The organism is Paraburkholderia sp. Cy-641, assembly GCF_011752945.1.
Classification (GTDB): Bacteria; Pseudomonadota; Gammaproteobacteria; order Burkholderiales; family Burkholderiaceae; genus Paraburkholderia.
In genome coordinates this window covers 67,693-85,599 of the sequence record NZ_VWWM01000015.1, presented here as the reverse complement: position 1 = coordinate 85,599, position 17,907 = coordinate 67,693, and the positions used below count along the sequence as shown (strand labels likewise).

At 65.8% G+C, this 17,907-nt stretch carries 16 protein-coding genes; 7 read left to right on the top strand and 9 right to left on the bottom strand.

Annotated elements, in window-relative coordinates:
* Nucleotides 1-11: 11 nt before the first annotated feature.
* From F3J20_RS10135 to F3J20_RS10110, 6 genes are all read left to right on the top strand, one after another.
* Nucleotides 12-1,319, top strand: a complete 1,308-nt coding sequence (locus F3J20_RS10135) for an ABC transporter substrate-binding protein (RefSeq protein ID WP_167283304.1) — start codon at nucleotides 12-14, stop codon at nucleotides 1,317-1,319.
* 157 nt (nucleotides 1,320-1,476) lie between these two features.
* A complete protein-coding gene (locus tag F3J20_RS10130; protein WP_167283303.1) occupies nucleotides 1,477-2,337 on the top strand; it encodes a ThiF family adenylyltransferase in 861 nt (286 codons plus the stop codon).
* On the top strand, nucleotides 2,334-3,074 hold the full coding sequence (locus F3J20_RS10125) for an SDR family NAD(P)-dependent oxidoreductase (protein ID WP_167044249.1): 741 nt from the start codon (nucleotides 2,334-2,336) through the stop codon (nucleotides 3,072-3,074). Before F3J20_RS10130 ends, F3J20_RS10125 begins: the two co-directional genes overlap by 4 nt.
* A 148-nt stretch (nucleotides 3,075-3,222) precedes the next feature.
* Nucleotides 3,223-5,019, top strand: coding sequence for an FAD-dependent oxidoreductase (locus F3J20_RS10120; protein ID WP_167283302.1), 1,797 nt, complete (start codon nucleotides 3,223-3,225; stop codon nucleotides 5,017-5,019).
* 16 nt (nucleotides 5,020-5,035) lie between these two features.
* Entirely contained in the window at nucleotides 5,036-5,863 is an 828-nt protein-coding gene (locus F3J20_RS10115; RefSeq protein WP_167044255.1) for an aldo/keto reductase, read from the top strand.
* A 118-nt stretch (nucleotides 5,864-5,981) separates the two neighbouring features.
* Nucleotides 5,982-6,539, top strand: a complete 558-nt coding sequence (locus F3J20_RS10110) for a MarR family winged helix-turn-helix transcriptional regulator (RefSeq protein ID WP_167044258.1) — start codon at nucleotides 5,982-5,984, stop codon at nucleotides 6,537-6,539.
* A gap of 46 nt (nucleotides 6,540-6,585) precedes the next feature.
* Here the strand turns inward: F3J20_RS10110 and F3J20_RS10105 are convergent, their stop codons facing one another.
* The 9 genes from F3J20_RS10105 to F3J20_RS10065 form a co-directional block, all read right to left on the bottom strand.
* Complete coding sequence (locus F3J20_RS10105; RefSeq protein WP_167044261.1) at nucleotides 6,586-6,873, bottom strand: DUF1330 domain-containing protein; 288 nt, start codon at nucleotides 6,871-6,873, stop codon at nucleotides 6,586-6,588.
* Between the two features lie 164 nt (nucleotides 6,874-7,037).
* Nucleotides 7,038-7,832, bottom strand: coding sequence for a glucose 1-dehydrogenase (locus tag F3J20_RS10100; protein WP_240159073.1), 795 nt, complete (start codon nucleotides 7,830-7,832; stop codon nucleotides 7,038-7,040).
* Nucleotides 7,833-8,010: 178 nt separating this feature from the next.
* Complete coding sequence (locus F3J20_RS10095) at nucleotides 8,011-8,844, bottom strand: sugar phosphate isomerase/epimerase (RefSeq protein ID WP_167044264.1); 834 nt, start codon at nucleotides 8,842-8,844, stop codon at nucleotides 8,011-8,013.
* Nucleotides 8,845-8,922: 78 nt separating this feature from the next.
* Nucleotides 8,923-9,537, bottom strand: coding sequence for an NIPSNAP family protein (locus tag F3J20_RS10090; protein WP_167283301.1), 615 nt, complete (start codon nucleotides 9,535-9,537; stop codon nucleotides 8,923-8,925).
* Nucleotides 9,527-11,293 carry an FAD-dependent oxidoreductase gene (locus F3J20_RS10085; protein ID WP_167044271.1) on the bottom strand — a complete coding sequence of 589 codons (1,767 nt, stop codon included), beginning with the start codon at nucleotides 11,291-11,293 and terminating at the stop codon, nucleotides 9,527-9,529. The genes F3J20_RS10090 and F3J20_RS10085 overlap by 11 nt, the downstream gene beginning before the upstream one ends.
* Before the next feature lie 2 nt (nucleotides 11,294-11,295).
* The gene (locus F3J20_RS10080) at nucleotides 11,296-12,096 is read right to left on the bottom strand and encodes a shikimate dehydrogenase (RefSeq protein ID WP_167044274.1); all 801 of its coding nucleotides are present in this window, start codon (nucleotides 12,094-12,096) and stop codon (nucleotides 11,296-11,298) included.
* A 53-nt stretch (nucleotides 12,097-12,149) separates the two neighbouring features.
* On the bottom strand, nucleotides 12,150-14,690 hold the full coding sequence (locus F3J20_RS10075; RefSeq protein WP_240162749.1) for a branched-chain amino acid ABC transporter ATP-binding protein/permease: 2,541 nt from the start codon (nucleotides 14,688-14,690) through the stop codon (nucleotides 12,150-12,152).
* A complete protein-coding gene (locus F3J20_RS10070) occupies nucleotides 14,687-15,556 on the bottom strand; it encodes a branched-chain amino acid ABC transporter permease (RefSeq protein ID WP_167044277.1) in 870 nt (289 codons plus the stop codon). Before F3J20_RS10070 ends, F3J20_RS10075 begins: the two co-directional genes overlap by 4 nt.
* Nucleotides 15,557-15,601: 45 nt before the next feature.
* Nucleotides 15,602-16,861 (bottom strand): ABC transporter substrate-binding protein, encoded by a 1,260-nt coding sequence (locus F3J20_RS10065; RefSeq protein ID WP_167044280.1) that lies wholly within the window; start codon nucleotides 16,859-16,861, stop codon nucleotides 15,602-15,604.
* Nucleotides 16,862-17,044: 183 nt separating this feature from the next.
* On the opposite strand from F3J20_RS10065, the gene F3J20_RS10060 reads away from it, so the two are divergent.
* Complete coding sequence (locus F3J20_RS10060; RefSeq protein WP_167044284.1) at nucleotides 17,045-17,863, top strand: IclR family transcriptional regulator; 819 nt, start codon at nucleotides 17,045-17,047, stop codon at nucleotides 17,861-17,863.
* Nucleotides 17,864-17,907 lie beyond the last annotated feature (44 nt).

Below are 17,907 nucleotides of genomic sequence, written 5' to 3'. Positions count from 1 at the left end.
AGCGGAGACACATGACGGACAAGCACTCACAGGACACCCACCTTTCGGCCCCCGAAACGTCGACGGCAGAAACGCCGCCCGCCTCGGCGATCTCGCGGCGAGTGTGGCTCGCCACGGCCGGCAAGGCACTCGCGGGCGGTGCCGCGGTGCTCGCGGCGCCCGCCTTCGTGCGCGCGCAGGGCGAGCAGCCGCTCAAGCTCGGCCTGCTGATGGCCAAGCAGGGCGTGTGGACAGAACAGGGCGAAGTGATCGCCAACGGCGTAAAGCTCGCGCTCGACCAGGCCGGCAACCAGGCGCGCGGCCGCCGCGTCGACCTCGTCTGGTACGACGAACCGAATCCGCAGTCGGCGCAGCAGAACATGCAGAAGCTCGTCGAAGAGGACAAGGCGGTCGCCGTGATCGGCGGCACGAACAGCGGCACGTCGCTGGCCATGTCGTCGGTCGCAATGCGCACCAAAACGCCCTATATCGCGCCCAATGCCGCCGCGCGCGAGCTGACCGGCAGCAGTTGCAATCCGTACACCTTCCGCGTGCTGAGTCCGACGCCCGTGACCTGCCGCGCGCTCGCGCCGTCGCTGCTCGCGATCGGCAAGAAATGGCACTTCCTCGTGGCGAACTACGCGTATGGGCAGGACATCCAGCGCTCGATGTCGGACCTGCTCAAGCAGTCGGGCGGCACGATCGTGGGTGCGGACGTCACGCCGCTGAACACCACCGACTTCAGCGCGTTCATCCTCAAGATCCGCCAGTCGAAGCCCGATGTCGTGCTGCTCGGCCTGCCCGGCGGCGACCTCTCCACGTTCCTCAAGCAGTACGCCGAAATGGGCATGAAGAACCAGATTCCGGTGGCCTGTCCGATCATCGGCGACTCGGACCTATGGTCGATCAGCGTCGACGCCGCAACCGGCTACTACGGCAAGCCGTGGCACTTCAGCTCGCCCGACCACTCGCCCGAGGAAATCGCCTTCATCAAGCAGTACACCGCGAAGTACGGCAAGCCGCCCGCCGACAAGGCATGGATCGGCTGGTTCACCATGCGCTCGCTGCTCAAGGCCGTGAACGAGGCGAAGAGCACTTCGGGCCCGGACATCGTGCAGAGCCTCGAAACGGTGCAACTGGGCGACAGCATGGGCCCCGCGTATTTCCGTCCGTGGGATCATCAGCTTCTGCGGCGCTGGACCGTGTTCAAGGTGAAGGACCACATCACCGACAAGTGGGACTGGCTCAACCAGGTCTCGGTGGTGCCGAAGAACCCGGCCGACCTCGACCGGCTCTACGGCACCCGCCAGGAAATCGGCTGCACGATGGCTGCCCGCTGACGCCGCCCGCCAACGCCATTGCGCCGCAACGGCGGCGCTTCGGGGGCACGACCCATGCAAGCCGCGCGAGCGCCCTGAAGCAGCACGCGCTCGCGCACGCAAGACCGCTCGGCATCGTGCACGATGATGCCGGCACAACCCAGGAGATGAAATCAGCATGACTTCCCCCTCTTCCACTCCCGCCGAGGCTGTCGCGGCCACGCCGGTTTCGCTCGACGAAGGCCTGAGCGGCGCCACGCGCGTCTACTACATCGTCGGCGATCCGATCGCGCAGGTGCGTTCGCCCAAAGGCGTGACGGCAGCGATGCGCGAAGCGGGCCGCGACGCGCTCGTGGTGCCCGCGCACGTCGCGCCGGCCGATCTCGCCGCGTTCTTCGCGGGCGTGGCGTGCATGCGCAATGTCGACGGCGTCATCATCACCGTGCCGCACAAGTTCAGCGCGACGGAATTCTGCGCGAGCCTTTCTGAACAGGCGGCGTTCCTCGGCGCGGTGAACACCTTGCGCCGCACGCCCGACGGCGGCTGGCACGGCGACATGTTCGACGGCGCCGGCTTTGTCGCCGCACTCGCCGACGAAGGCTGCGACCTGCGCGGCAAGCACGCGCTGCTCGTGGGCGCGGGCGGCGCCGGCTCGGCCATCGCCCAGGCGCTCGTGAACGCGGGCGTCGGCTCGCTCGACGTGCGGGACAACGACAGCGTGCGCGCCGGCTCGCTCGTCGAGCGCCTCGCCACGCTCGGGCGCGGCGCGGTGCGCGTGGCCGCGAGCGAGGTCGCCGCCGAATCGTTCGACGTGGTCGTGAACGCATCGCCGATGGGCATGCGCCCCGACGACCCGCTGCCCATCGACGTCTCGCGCCTGCCGGCCAGCGCCTTCGTGGGCGACGTCGTCACGAAGCCGCCGCTCACGCCCTTCATCGCCGCGGCACGCGCGCGCGGCTGCAAGACCGTAACGGGCACGCAGATGTTCACGCGCGTGTGCGATCGCATGGTGGAATTTCTTCTGGATTCCCAGGCATGAATACGCACTCGCGAATCGCGGTCGTGACCGGGGGCGCGGGCGGCATCGGCCGGGCCATCGCGGCGCGTCTGCAACACGACGGCCACCGCGTCGCGCTCTGGGATCTCGACGGCGACGCGGCAAACGAGGCCGCCCGCGCGCTGCCGGAAAGCTCGGCGCTCGGCGTGCGCGTGGACGTGACCGACGAAGCATCCGTCGCGGCCGCCATGCATGCAACGCTCGCGCGCTTCGGCACCTTGCACGTGCTCGTGAACAGCGCGGGCGCGACCGGTCCGGTCGCGAACGTAACCGACTGCGACCTCGCGGCCTGGCAACGCTGCATCGACGTGAATCTGCGCAGCGTGTTCCTCTGCTCGCGCGCCGCCGTGCAGCCGATGCGCGAGGCCGGGTTCGGGCGCATCGTGAACCTCGCTTCGATTGCGGGCAAGGAGGGCAATCCACAGATGTCCGCCTACTCTGCCGCGAAAGCGGGCGTGATCGCCTTCACGAAATCGATGGGCAAGGAACTCGCGCTCACGCCTATCCGCGTGAACTGCGTCGCGCCCGCCCTGATCGAGACGCCGCTGCTTGCGCAGCTGACGCCCGAGGCCCTCGGCGCAAGCCTCGCGAAAATCCCCATGCAGCGTGCGGGCACCGCGCAGGAAGCGGCCAACCTCGTGGCCTGGCTCGCTTCCGATCAATGCTCGTTTTCGAGCGGCGCGACCTTCGACCTCTCCGGAGGCCGTGCCACGTACTGATTCGCTGCGCTGTCCTCTGCCGCCGCTTAATTTTGAATCTTGTTCCACTTTTTTATTTATTGGAATATGATTCCAAAATCAAGAACACCGTTTGCCACGCGCATTCAGCCATGCGCGCGCGGCGAACCGGAATGGAGGAGGCACGGAGATGGGTGCGGTCAGGCAACAGGGGCGGCAGGAGTGGCAAGGGTGGGATGAGGAAGTCGATCTGCTGGTATTCGGCGCGGGCGCGGCCGGCATGACGGCCGCGCTCGTGGCCGACCACGAGAAGCTGAAGGTTCTGCTGTGCGAGAAGACCGGCATGGTGGGCGGCATTACGTCCACCTCGGGCGGCACCACGTGGGTGCCCGGCACGAAGCTGAGCGTGGACGCGGGCGTGCCCGATAGTGTCGACGACGCGCGGCGCTTCCTGCAGTCGGTGGTCGGCGAACGCGGTGGCGACGAAGCACGCGAGGCCTTCCTGCAAAGCGGCCCGCAGGCCATCGAGGAGCTGACCCGGATCAGCGAGGTCAGGTTCGTCGCCGCCGCGGCTCACCCCGACTACGTGAACGGACCCGGCGCGGCCTATGGCGGCCGCGCGCTGGCCCCCGTGGCGTTCGACGCGCGCGTGCTCGGCAAAGCCTTCGCGCGCGTGCGGCCGCCGCGCAAGGAGTTCATGGGACTCGGCGGCATGATGGTCGCGCGCAACGATCTGAATGCGCTGCTCGCGCCGTTCGCCACGCTTGCCAACTTCAGGCGCACGCTCGCCGTCGTGGGGCGCTATGCGATGGACCGGCTGCGCTATCCGCGCGGCACGCAACTCGTCATGGGCAATGCGCTGGCCGCACGGCTCTATTACAGCCTGCTCAAGCGCCATGTCGAGGTCCGCTTCGACACGCCGCTCGTCGAACTCGTGCGCGAAGACGGCCGCGTAACCGGCGCAATCGTCGCGACGCCTGGTGGCGGCCGCCGGCGCATCGGCGCGCGCCGCGGCGTCGTGCTCGCAACGGGCGGCATCACGCGCCACCCGACGCTGCGCAATCAGCTTTTTCCGGCCGGCGCGCGCGGCCTTTCGCTGGCACCGCAAACCCATACCGGCGACGGTGTGGACCGCGCCCACCAGGTCGGCGCAAAGGTCGAGAACGGCGGCGACAGCCCCGGCCTCTGGATGCCCTGCTCGATCCAGCGCGCACGCAACGGCAGTGCGGGCGAAGACAGCGTCTGGCCGCATATCATCCTCGATCGCGCGAAGCCCGGACTCATTGCGGTGAATAGCCGGGGCGAGCGCTTCGTCAACGAATCGAACTCGTATCACGACTTCGTGATGGGCATGCTGCGCGACGCTCAAAACAGCAACGGCAACGGCGCGAGCGTGCCCGCGCATCTGATCGTCGATGCGGCATTTCTCCACGAGTATGGCCTCGGCCTGCTGATGCCCGGCCGCGGTGCGGGACGTATCGCCGAATTCGAACGCTCGGGATATCTGGTGAAAGGCAACACGCTCGACGAACTGGCCGCGAAGCTCCAGATCGATGCGGCGGGCCTCGCCTGCACGGTCGAAAGTTATAATCGCGACGCCGCCAATGGCAACGACCCCGCATTCGAGCGAGGCAGCAGTCCGATGAGCCGCTTCAACGGCGACGCACGCCAGCAGCCCAACCCGTGCATCCGGCCGATCGGTGCGGGACCGTATTACGCCGTAACCGTATGGCCCGCCGATCTCGCGTGCAGCGCGGGACTGAGCGGCAACGCGAACGGCGAAGTGATCGACGAGGCAGGCCACGTGATTCCAGGCCTTTTTGCCTGCGGCAACGACCTCTCGTCGATCTTTCGCGGTACGTACCCGGGCCCCGGCACGACGCTCGGCCCGGCCATCGTGTTGGGCTGGCGCATCGCAAAGTTCGTCGCGCACGGCGGTGCGGCGAACGAAACACCCGGCGCGCGCGAGGCTAAAGCGCGCGTCTGACACGGAGAAAACACTCATGCAACGCATCGTCAATCGCCATCAACTGAACATGCCCAAGCTGGGCCTCGGCACATGGCCCATGCTCGGCGACGAATGCACGCGCGCTGTCGTGCAGGCCCTGGAACTCGGCTATCGTCATATCGACACCGCCGCCGCGTACAACAACGAAGCGGCGGTTGGCGACGCCCTCGTGCAATCGACGGTGCCGCGCGAGCAGATTCACGTGACCAGCAAGGTATGGTGGGACCAGTTGAGCCCCGAACGCATGCGGGCCTCGTTCGACAATACGCTGCGCGCGCTGCGTTCCGATTACGTCGACCTGTTCCTGATTCATTGGCCGACGCAGGACTGGGACCTCGCGCGAACCCTCGAAACGCTCGTGTCGTTCAAGGAAGAGGGACGCGCGCGGGCGATCGGGGTGGCGAATTTTCCGCTCGCTCTGGTGCGCGAAGTCGTGGAAGTGATGCAGGTGCCGCTGGCGGCGATGCAGGTCGAGTATCACGTCGCGTTGAGCCAAGCCAAGCTGCTCGACTTTGCCCGCCAGCACGATATGGCGCTGATTGCCTATAGCCCGCTGGCCCGCAACAAGGTCTCCGAGATGCCGGAAATCCAGCAAATCGCCGCCAGGCACGGCGTGCAGCCCACTCAGGTCGCGCTGAAATGGCTCGTCGAGCAGGAACAGGTCGCCGCCGTGCCGAAGGCGAGCGGCAAAGCTAATCAGCTCGCCAATCTGGCATCGCTCGATGTGCCGCTCGATGACGAAGATCGCGCGCTCATCGCGCAATTGCCGAAGAATATCCGCATTGTCAGCCCGGCCTTCGCGCCGGCTTGGGACGCAGAGTGAGAGCGTAGCGCGGGCACGATAACGGGAGCATGTAGAATCAGGCGCTCACCTCTGCCCCGCTCGTCGTGCGAAACGTGCGAAACGTGCGAAACCCAATCGGACCTTCATCGTGCCAACCGTGAAAACACAGAAAGCCCAGCAAACTCAGGCAACGCCAAGCGGGCAACGAAGTGTCAACGCGGTCGGATCGACGAGAAGCAAGCTCAGCCGCAAGGATGAGGCCGATGAGATGACTCGCCAGATCGATTTGTCGCGCTGCGTGCCGGCCGTGCTGACTGCCGCAGCCAACCGGGTATCGCACGGCGCATCGACTGCGTACAGAAAGCACGCCGGCATTGGCTTCGTCGACTGGCGGATCGTTTGCTTTCTCGCCGCGGAAGGCTGGTCGAGCGGAGCCGAACTGGCGCAGGGACTCGGCCTCGACAAAGCGGCAATCAGCCGTAGCCTGAGCGCGCTGGTGAAACAGGGGGTCGTCGAAACGCGTGCTTCCTATGGAAGACGTAGTGAATCGAATCTCACGCGCGCGGGCACATCGCTCAGAACCAGGGTACTGCGGCTCGCACTTGACCGGGAAGAAGCCATGCTGCGCGGATTGACCACGGACGATAAAGAAAGATTGATTTCCATGCTCAATCTTATCTCACGCAATCTGATTGAAATCGACGGTTCTCAATAGGATTCGTGGTTCCACCGATACCGGACAACCTGGATTTCACCAGGCCTTAGGCACCCTCGACAGCAATAAAATCGGCGATCGCATAACCTTCACGCAGCGCCCGAGCCTGAGCGTACTCCGCTGATTTGTAATACGCCTTTGCCTGCTCGAACGACTCGAACTCGATCACGACATTGCGCGATCGACCGCTGCCTTCAAGCACCTCGCATGGGCCGCCACGCACCAGCACGCGACCGCCATAGGCTTTGATAACGGGAGTCGCGAACGCGGCATACTTTGCGTATTCCTCTTCGTTCTGAACATCCACTCGCGCAATGATGTAACCCTTCGGCATATGACCTCTGCTCATCCCAATCTCTTCAGGTTCCCGGCACCGCTCTCACCCTCGGCGGCCTTTTCTTCACAGATCAAATAATATTTTCGTCTTTCCATCCAGCAGGCGTGCAAACGCGAGGTTTCTCTTCGCACGTCTCCGCGCCTGCTGCATAACCCAAGCAATCAATCCACCGGACCGCCATGTGCCGCCCAACCGCCGTCCACGCTTAACGTCACGCCCGTAATATAGGTGGCGGACGACGACGCCAGATAGGCGACCGCATCGGCAATCTCGGACGACTCGGCAAATCGTCCCATCGGCGTACGCTTTTCGATTCCTGCCGTATTCAGGCGACCGTCCGCCACCAGGGTACGCACGATCTCGGTCATCACGTAGCCGGGAGCCACGGCATTGACGCGAATGCCGCTGCGCCCCCACTCCACCGCCATCGAGCGCGTCATGGACGAAATCCCCGCCTTCGCCGCACCGTAAGCGTTGCGCCCAGGAATGCCGCCCAACCCGGCAATAGAACTGAGGTTGACGATGGCCCCGCCCCCTGCGCCGAGCATCACCCTGGCCACCTCGCGAGACATCATGAACGTACCGCGAAGGTGAATGGAAAGGACCCGGTCGAATCCGTCGACGGTCTGCTCAACGGTCGAACCGGGCTGCTCTCCGATGCCCGCATTGTTCACGAGCACGTCGATCCGGCCATATTTCCGCGCCACCTCGCGCACCAGGGAAACGACGTCGTCTTCACTCGCCACGTTGACCCTGGCCGCCGTGTGTGAATCTCCGCTTAACTCCCCGATCCGCGCAGCGGCAGCGGCTTCGTCCAGATCCGCGATAACGACGCTATACCCGAGTTGCGCGAACTTCTGGCTGATCCCCCAGCCGATCCCACTTGCGCCACCCGTGACGATCGCCACCATCCTGTTCTCGGGATTCGACAATCCGGTTTCCGTGCTCTGACTCATCACTACCATTTCTCCGCACAAGACTGTCCTTCAAACCACGAGGTCAGTCGATGATCGAAGTGTATTGAGTCTTATGTTGATATATCAACATGACGAAAACCCTGAGGCGATACCAGCCGTGTCCGAGATCACGCGCCGCCATCGCGCGAGACCTCGCACCGCACACCTGAGACGCCAATCAAGCGCGTGCGTCGATCACGCGTCGCGCCGCTTCCAGCGCCTGCGTCGCCCAGCCCAACGGCCCGAGCAGCGGTGCGCGCTGATCGTTCGGAATTTCGATGCTGACAGGCAGATCCCTCGGCAACGCATTCCAGAGCGCCACGAGATCGATGCCGCCTTCGCCGGGCAGCAGGCGTTCGCAACGCGCAGTGTGGATCAGCTCCGCATCCGTGCTCGGCGTCCCTCCCGGCGCGTCGCACATCTGCGCGTAGTGCAGCCATTTGCGCGGCAACGCGCGCACTTCGTCGAGCGTCGAATCGGAACGTGCGAAATGCAGCGCATCGACGAGCACGCCGGCGTTCGACGGCGTCCCCGCCTCCTCGACGAGCGCGACCGCATCACGCAGTCTCTTGACCGCGGTCCACGGCATGAACTCGATGTTGGCCGTCAGACCGAACGGCGCGGAAAGCTCGCACAAGGCGGCAAACGCCTGCGCGCGCCGCACGGGATCGCTGTCGTCGCATCCGACGAGCACAGCGCGCGCGCCGAGCTTTGCGCCGGTTTCGAAGAAGTGAAGATAATCGCGCGCATCGAAGCGCTCGCCGAGGCGGATAATTTCGAGATCGAACACGCGCACGCCGGTATCGGCCATGCGTGCGAGCGTGTCCTTCAGCATGGCCGCATCGGTCATCAACGAGTAGGCGGGCCCGCCGGGCGTGGCAGGCAGCAGGCGAAAGCTCACCTCGTCGTAACCCGCTTGCGCGGCAACCGATACGAGCTCGGGCGGCGTCAGCGACAACGCCGTCAGATGCGCGAGCGAAAACGCCGGCTTTTGAGCAACGGCCTCAGTCATGAACAATCTCCATCCGGTTAGGCGCGTGCGGCGAACTCCGCGCGCACGCGCGTGCATGAGGAATACGCGCTGGCCGCCTTACTTCAGCGGAGACACCGCGGTCGGCACGAACACCTGCGAACGCATCGACGTCGTCAACCAGTCGGGTCCGCCCTTCGGCGGCCAGATGCCCTGGCTGACCGAGTCGGCGCGCGCGGCGGCACGCTCGTCGAGGCTCGCATACGGCCAGATCTGCGTGAAGCGCGGCGTGCCATCGTAGGCAAACATCACGGCCACGCAGGGCGAAACCTTCTGCCGCGCGGGCAGGTCGCGCTCCCAGGCGCTCAACGTCGGGCCGAGACCGCCCGTTTTGAACTCGTAGGTGCGGATTTCGTAGACCTTGCCGTGCTCGCCGGGCGTCGGCGCGGGCATCCATGCGAAGCCTTCATAGCTATGCATTTCGATCTTGACGAGCCATTCGCCGCAACCGAACGGATCGGCGCTGAGCAGCGTGCGCTTGCGCTCCGCGAGCATCTCCTCGGCCGTCTCGAAGCCGCGCAGCACGGCCATCTGATTGAGATCGCCGATATCCGAAAACCAGATGCCGTACAGCGTGCCGCGCGCCTGCGCATCGCGTGCGTAGGCATCGGCGGCGACGGACGCCTTGGCAACGGTGCCGAAGCGCAGTGTCATCGTGGTGAGTTCATAAAACATCTTTTTCTCCTGTCATTGCAGTACGGTTGGCGGATGCGGCCAGCGTCTTGCCGGCCGCGTCGTGTGCGGCGATATAGCCGAACGTCATCGCGGGACCGAGCGTGATCCCACCGCTCGGGTAACGCCCGCCCATCACGCTCGCCATATCGTTGCCGCACGCATAGAGGCCGCGCACGGGCTCGCCGTGCGCGTCGAGTACGTGCGCGTTCGCGTCCGTGCACAGGCCCGCAAACGTGCCGAGGCTGCCCGGCACGATTTGCACGGCATAGAACGGACCGTTTTCGAGCGGCGCCACGCAGGGATTCGGCGCGTGGTCGACATCGCCCTGCATGAGGTTGTACGGCGTCTCGCCACGCGCGAATTCGGGGTCCTGACCTTCGCGCGCGCTCGCGTTATACGTCGCGACGGTATGGTCGAGCGTCGCGGCATCGATGCCGCACGCTTCGGCGAGCGCCGCGATCGTTCTGCCACGCCGGAGGTATCCCGAACGCAGCCAGCGTCCGAGTGGAAACGGTGCGGGCTTGACGGCACCGAGTCCATACCGGCGGATAAAGCGGTGGTCGCACAACAGCCACGCGAACACGGGCTGCCCGGCAGGCACGGCGTCGAACAGCGCCTGCATGAAGTCGTAGTACGAATCGGCTTCGTCGACGAAACGCCTGCCCGCGCCCGTCACGGCGATCAGCCCGGGCTTGCCGCGCTCGATCAGATGAGGAAACGTGCCCGTGCTGCCGTCGGCGCGCTTGACGAGCGACACCGGCGCCCATGCGCCGGCCTCGGCAAACGAATCGTCGAGCATCCCACCGGCCGCTTCGGCAAGCCGCAGACCGTCGCCGGTATTGCCCGGCGACGCGGCCGACCAGTGCTCGCGCCCCGTCGGCGCATGCGCAAACAGCGCGCGCTTGCGTTGGACATCGTGCGGAAAGCCGCCGCACGCGAGCACGACGCCGCGGCGCGCCGTAATGTCGACTGCGCCTTGCGGCGTGTCGACATGCGCACCGCACACCACCCCATCGCGGACTATCAGGTGTTGGACCGAATGCGAAACATCGATCGATACGTTGTGATCGAAGGCCGATTTCGCGAGCCGCGCGACGAGCGCGTTGCCGTTCACGAGCTGCATGCTGCGCCCATGAAACAGCAGGTCCTTCAGATGAATCGCCACGCGCCGCGCCGCATAACGGAACGACGACCACGAGCGCGTCGCCTTCAGGAAGTGCCGCAGGTCCGCGCCCGCCGAGATGCCCATGCCCCACAACGACACGAGATCGAGCGGCGGCCTCAGGTCGCGAATCCGTGTGCCAAGCTCGCGGCCGTCGAACGGCGCGGCGCACACCGAGCGGCCGCCGGGCAACGCACCCGGCGAGCGGCCATGAAAGTCGGGAATGAGATTGCCGTCGATGAACTGCACGGCCGAATGGGCGCGATAAAACTCGATCATGCGCGGACCGTGTTCGAGGAACGCGTCGATGCGCGACTCGTCGTAGTACTCACCGAGTTCATGACGCAGATACGTGCGCGGCCCTTCTTCGTCTTCGCGAATGCCGGCGGCCAGCGCGAGCGGATTGCGCGGTATCCACATCCAGCCGCCCGACCATGCGGCCGTGCCGCCGAACACCGCTTCCTTTTCGAGCACGATCACGTCGAGCCCGAGAATGGCGGCCGTGACCGCGGCCGACAGCCCTCCGGCGCCGGCGCCGATCACGAGCAAATCACACGATCTCGCGGATTGCACCGGTCCCGCGTGGCCGTCCATGATCAGCCCTCCCCGACGAGAAAGTCGATCATCAGGCTCATCTCCGCGGTGAACATATCGACGCCGACGCTCGTCTTGCACCCGCGCGCGCGGGCCGCTTCGATCCACGGCGACACGAGCGGCGCCGTAATCACGCAGGCGGCAAACGCCTCGGGCGCGAGCTTCTCGACTTCGACGGGAAACGGGTCGCCGGGCCGCATGCCCATCGGCGTTGCGTTGACGACCATCCCGAAGCCCGTGGGGTCGGCGCTGCCAACGCTCACGCGCGCGTCGAAACGCGCCTTGAGCCGCGCGATCAACGTATCGCGGCGCGTCGCATCGGCATCGTGAATCGCGAGATGCGATGCACCGGCTTCGAGCAAGGCCAGCGCGATCGCACTGCCCGCGCCGCCGGCGCCGATCAGCAAGGTACGCTTGCCGTTCGGATCGCCGCCTTGCGACTTGATGCCGCCCAGCATGCCCAGGCCGTCGAGCATTTCGCCATGCCAGCCGCCATCGGCATTGCGGCGCAGAATGCTGACCGAGCCGAGAAAGTCCGCGCGATCGCTGGCCGTCGCGCAATGCGCGTACGTCGCGAACTTGTGCGGAATCGTGACGAGAATGCTGTCGCAGTTCTTCGCGAGCGACAGCCCGCGAATGAAGCCGTCGACATCGCGCGGGGGCACTTCGATCGGGATCACGACCGTGTCGTGCCCGCGTTCGTTGAGCATGCGCGTCACGTTGGCCGGCGATTTGACCTGCGCGATCGGATCGCCAATGATCGCGATCACGCGCGTGGCGCCGCTCAGGGTGGAATAGCTCATAGGGGTCCTAAAATCGGAAAGAATGAAAGTGGCTGCGGGTGCGCCTGCGTGGTTTACCCGACGGCTTCGGGCTCGCCCGTGACGCCGAGCAGACGCGCCTGCAGCGCGGCGTCGTTCGCCAGCGTGTGCGCGGGGCCCGCGAAGGCCATCTGTCCGTTGACCATCACGTACGCGCGATCGGCCATCGGCAGCACGCTCTCCGCGTGGTGCTCGACGATCACGAGGCTCGCGCGGCCGCGCAGCTTGACGACCGCGTCCATGATGTCCTTGACGACGGCCGGTGCGAGGCCTTCGAAGGGTTCGTCGAGCAGAATGATCCGGCTCGGCACCATCAGCGCGCGCGCAATCGCAACCATCTGACGCTCGCCGCCCGACAGCGCCTCGGCTTTCGACTTCTGCAGAACCCGCAGCTTCGGAAACAGTTCGTAGACTTCATCGAGGCTCGCGCCGCCCGCGCGTTGCGCGAGCACGAGGTTTTCGAGCACCGTGAGGTTCGGAAACAGCCGCCGCCCCTCGGGCACCATCGACAAGCCGAGCCGGTTGATTTCGTGCGGTCGCGCATGTGTGATGTCGCGGCCGTCGAACACGACGCGTCCCGCGCCGACCTGCGCGACGCCCATCATCGCGCGCAGCGTGGTGCTCTTGCCGACACCGTTGCGGCCGAGCAGCGCGACAACCTCGCCTTCGCGAATCTCCATGTCGAGGCGATCGAGCACCTGGCTGCCGTCATACCCGGCGCACAGCTTCTCGATCTTCAGGATCACACGGCCGTCGTGCTCGCGCGCCGCGAGCGCGGGAACCCCGGCCGGTGCAAGCGCTTCGGCGGCGTCCTCGTCCTTCGACTTGCCGAGATACGCGCTGATTACGTCGGGATGGCTCGCCACCTCGTGCGGCTTGCCGTCCGCGATCAGGCGCCCCTGGTGCAGCACCGTGAGCCGGTCGGACAACGCGATCACGCGATCGATATCGTGTTCGATCAGCAGGACCGCATGCGTCGACGCCAGACGCCGGATCAGCTTGCCGACGATCTCGCGATCGGCCTCGGCCAGCCCCGCGAGCGGCTCGTCGAGCAACAGCAGCTTGGCGTCGGTCGCCAGCGACACCGCGATTTCGAGCAGACGCTGTTCGCCATGCGAGAGATTCGCGCATTTCTGCTCGGCCCGGTCTTCGAGTCCCACGGCCTGCAACAGTGTCCAGGTCCGCGCGTTGATCGCGTCGATCCGGTATGCGTCGAGCCAGATCGAATGACGCAGCGGACTGCGCGCCTGCACCGCGACGCGCACGTTCTCGAACGCGGTCAGCTCGCGGAACACGCTGAGAATCTGGAACGAACGCGCAAGGCCGAGCCGCACGCGCTCGAACATCGGCAAGCGGCTCACGTCGCGCCCTTCGAACACGATCTCGCCCGTGTCGGGCCGCAACAACCCGCTAAGCATGTTGAAGAACGTCGTCTTGCCCGCCCCGTTCGGCCCGATGAAGCTGTGCAGCTGATACGGCATCACGTCGAGATCGATGCCCTTGGCCGTGACGATCGAGCCGAAGCGCTTGCCGAGGTTGCGCACCGAAAGAATCGGCTGGCCCGGATCGAGTTCGGCCTTCGCGCTCCTGAACGGCTCGATGACCGCGGGCCGCGCCGGGATCTGCGCACGCATGAGCGTCCAGCGCGGACGGCGCAGCAGCCGTTGCGCGATACCCTGGATGCCTTCGGGCGACGCCAGCGCCAGCACCACGATGATCGGCGCGAACAGCAGCCACCAGTTCTCGGTGATCGCACTGAGCTTGTCCTGCAGCAGCACGAAGCCGATCGCGCCCCAGAGCGGCCCGAGGAACTGGTGCACGCCGCCGAGCACGACCATCAGCAGCGCATCGCCGGCATGCTGCCAGCTCAGGTTATTCGCATAGACGCCCTGCATCAGCAACGCGAGCAAACCGCCCGCATAGCCGACCACCGCCGCCGACATCGCGAAGGCCGCGAGCTTCACGCGATACGCGTTGTAGCCGAGGCTCGACACGCGCTGCTCGTTTTCGCGCAGCGCCTGCAAGACGCGGCCGAACGGCGAGTGCGCGAGACGCCAGAGAAAGCCCATCGCGAGCACGATCGTGACCACGCTGAACGCATGGAAGGTGGGCATCGAACCGAGCCACGGACGCGCAACGTCCTGAATGCCGTTTTCGCCGCCGGTGAAATCGGTCCATTTGAAGGCGATTTCGTAGGCGATCTGCGAGCACGCGAGCGTGAGCAGCGAGAAGTACAAACCGCGCCGCCGCAGAATCACGAGCCCGACGAGCGAGCCGAGCACGAGCGAAAACACAATCGCAAACGCAAGCGCCTCGATTTCGTTCGAGAACAGGCGGCCCATACCGATACCGACGGCGTAACTCGCGCAGCCGAAAAACACCGAGGCGCCGAACGGCACGAGACCCGTGTAGCCGACCAGCAGGCCGACGCCCGCCGCGTACAAGGTGTAGATCGCGATCTCGGTGATGCGCCCTAGCGGAATGCCGAGGCCGACCGCGCCGAACGACAGGGCCGCGAGCACCAGCGCGAGCCAGAGGATCGGATGGCGAAGCATGGAAGAAGATTGAGACTTCATTCGAAACGCTCCCAACGTTCGCCGAACAGCCCGCGCGGCCGCACCAGCAGGATCAGCGCCATGAGCACGTACATCGCCGCGCCGGAAGCTTCGGGCTTGAACTGCACCGTCAGCGACGTGACGATGCCGACCAGCAGCCCGGCGACGATCGCGCCCGCATACGAACCGAGTCCGCCGATCGTGACGATCACGAACGCGGGCATGATCGCGTCGGAAGCCATCGACGGCGTGACCGTCCAGAGCGGCGCCGCGAGCAGACCGGCGACTCCCGCGATGCAGCAGCCGAGTCCGAACACGCCGGTCAGCACGCGTGGCAGATTGATGCCGAGCATCCCGACCATTTCGGGGTCGCGGCTGCCCGCGCGCAGAATGCGGCCGAACGGTGTATAGACGAGCCCCGCCCACAGCAGCACGAGCAGCACCAGCGTTGCGGCCAGCACCGCGAGCCGATAGGTCGTGAGCAGCACCGGACCGAGCACGACGAAGCCGGACAGCAGCGGCGGTGCGCTGAACGGCTGGCCGCCGGCGCCCCAGAACTGACGGATTACGGCCTCGACGAACAGCGCGAGGCCGAACGTCACGATCAGGCCGATCAGCGGCTCCTTGCCATACAACCGGCGAATCAGCGTGAACTCGACCACGACGCCGACGAGCCCGGCCAGCAGCGGCGCGAACACGACGGCGGGCCAGCCGAACTGCTGCTGCAACGTCACGGCGAAGTAGGCGCCGAGCGCGAAGAACGCGCCATGCGCGAAGTTCACGATGCCGAGCATGCCGAAGATGACCGACAGGCCGATCGCGATCAGCACGTAGAGGAAGCCGAGCACGAGCCCGTTCGCGACCTGGGACAGCAGGAGTTCAAGCATGCCGTGCTCCTTGAACGTGAATCGTGGCGTGGACCGTGGCGCGCATCAGAGCGCACCCATCTGGCAGCCGACGTCGGCCTTGTCGCCGTACAGCGCGTCGAGGCCCGCCGCGTTGTCGGGCAGCGTCTTGACGACGTCGAGGAAGTCGTAGTTGTCGGGGATCTTCGACTTGACCTTGGCGACGAGGATCGGCACCAGCATCTGGTGATCCCATGCACGGTAATACGCGGGCATCGGACGGTTGGGGTCGCGCCAGGCTTCGAGCGCCTTGACGATCGCGGCCGGCTCGACCGACTTCGCCTGATCGATCGATTGCAGCAGCGAACGCATGACGAACCAGCCGGTCCACGCGCGATCGGGCGCGGGATGCTTGTATTTCTTCTGATACGCGGCCGCGAAGGTCTTGTCTTCGGCGACGTTCGCGGAGTTGTTGAAGTACCAGTCCTTCGAGTAGTAGCCCGCTACCGCATTCGGACCGACGCCCCAGATATCGCTGTCGGCCGAGCCGATCTGCGCGATCGGAATCTGCCCTTTCATGCCCATCTCGTTCCACTGCTTGAGGAACGTCGAGACGTCGCTGCCCGCGAGGCCGCTGACGACGACATCGGGCTTGGCCTGGCGAATCTTCAGGATGTACGAGGTGTAGTCGGGCGTGTTCAGCGGCGCGGCATCGGCGCCGGCCACCGTGCCGCCCGAGGCGAGGAGCTGCTTCTGGAATTGCTCGCTGACGCCCTGGCCGAACGCATACGACGCGGTCAGGAAGTACCAGCGCTTGCCGAGCGTCAGCAGTTGCTGCGACATCGCGCGAACCTGCGGCTTGACCGGCAGATGCGCGCGGAACGTATAGCGGTTGCAGGCCTTGCCCGTGAGTTCGTCGGCCGCCGCGTTCGGCGCGATGAACGGAATCTTCGCGCGATTCGCGAGCGCGCTGAGTGCGAGCGCATTGGCGCTCGTGCCGCCGCCGACGATGGCGACCACCTTGTCTTCGTCGATGAGCTTCTGCATGTTCTGCTGCGCCGCCTGCGGGCTCGGCTCGTCGAGCCAGATCAGCTGCACCGGACGGCCGAGCACCTTGCCGCCGTCTTCCTCGAGCGCCATGTTCGCGCCCTGCATCAGGTACTCCGAGTGGATCGCGACGGCGCCCTGCTTGGCGAGCACCATACCGATCCTGATCGGCTCGTCGGCCCGCGCCGGCGCGGGCACGGCCGCGCCCGCGAGCAGGCACGCGAGCGCCGCGAGGGAGGTCGTTTTTTCAGTCCAGCGCAAAACCGCTGCCGACGCGGCCGGGCTCTTCGAATGACGCATGCGTTATCTCCATGATTTGATTTGTATTGGGGCGGCATGAGGGCAAGGGCCTCGCCGTTTTTTGAACTATATTCCATATTTACGTATTTTGGAAATTATTTCCAATAGACGACACTGGACGCGCCAGGTACCATCCAGGCTGGCAACCAGGTTGCAATGACTGACAGGAAGAGTGAGCTACTGATGGCTGGACCGACTACCCGAACCCTGAGCGTGCTCGAACATCTCGCGCATCATTTCGAAGGACTGCCGCTCGTGGCGATCGCCGACGATCTCGGGATGCCGCGCAGCGCAGCGCATCGGCTGCTGACCGAACTCTGCGACGCGGGTTATGTGCGCCAGGTGCGCAACCACGGCGACTACGTGCTGACGACGAAGCTCGCCTCGCTCGGCCTCAGCTATCTGTCGAATACGGGCGTGCAGGACATCGCCCAGCCGATCCTCGACCGGCTCGCGCAGGATTCGGGCGAATTCGTGCGCCTCGGCGTGATCGACGTCGATCACATCGCGTGGCTGGCGCGCTCGCAAGGCGCGCGCTCGGGCCTGCGCTACGACCCGGAAATGGGGATGGTCGCGCAGCTGTCGTGCACCTCGGCCGGCCTTGCATGGATGCTGACGCTCGCCGACGAAAAGGCGATCGAGCTCGTGTCGAAACAGGGTTTCGGCTCGCGCGACGAGTTCGGACCGAACGCGCCGCAAACCGTGCGCGAGCTGCTCGCGCATATCGAGGCGTCGCGCAAGCGCGGCTACAGCATGACCGTCGACATGTTCATGCCCGGCATGGCCGCGATGGCGGCGCCGATTCGCCGCCGGGGGCAGGAAGCGGTCGGCACGGTGAGCATCGCGGGACCTTCGTCGCGGCTGACGGAACAGCGCATGATCGAGCTGGCGCCGCGGCTGCTCGACGCCGCCAACGAACTCGCGGCGTCAGGCGGCGGCACGTTGTTGCTGAGGGGCTCGTCGCTCGCGGGCGGACATCCGGTGCTGTCGTCGGGGGATTGAAGCGATTGCAGCGCGGCATGGCGCATGCGGCTCCTCATGTGGCT